At 77.2% G+C, this 399-nt stretch carries 1 pseudogene; it reads right to left on the bottom strand.

The annotated features are described in order from the left end of the window. Window positions 1-399 (bottom strand): annotated as a pseudogene (locus tag KDL01_RS42545) (saccharopine dehydrogenase); the annotation flags it as partial.

The following is a 399-nucleotide window of genomic DNA, read 5'->3' as shown; positions in this document are numbered from 1 at the left end:
CGCCACGGGAAGACGGCGGACCGCCGCGTAGTGCCGGTAACGGAAGTCGGGCCCGTACCGGTCGAGCGTCCTCGCCGACCGGCGCACGATCTGCGCGTCGACGGTCGGCAGCGGCAGGGCCCAGGCGCCCACCTCCGGGGCGTAGCGCGGCGCACCCGACGGTACCGAGACCCGGCGGCCCACCAGCCGCGGCTCATGGCGCCGGCGGTCCCGGGCCGCCGCGCGGAGCTGCCGGGGCCGGGCGAACTGGCCCAGCGCCGAGGCGAACGTGCCGCCCGAGAAGGCCGCGTCGGCGGTCACGAAGCCGTCCACGGTCAGGGGAACGCCCTCGGGCAGCTGCCGCACGGTGAAGTAGGCGCCCAGGTCGTGCGGCACCGAGTCGAAGCCGCAGGCGTGCAC

The organism is Actinospica durhamensis, assembly GCF_018139695.1.
Taxonomy (GTDB): domain Bacteria; phylum Actinomycetota; class Actinomycetes; order Streptomycetales; family Catenulisporaceae; genus Actinospica; species Actinospica durhamensis.
This window is presented reverse-complemented; position numbering and strand designations above follow the sequence as displayed.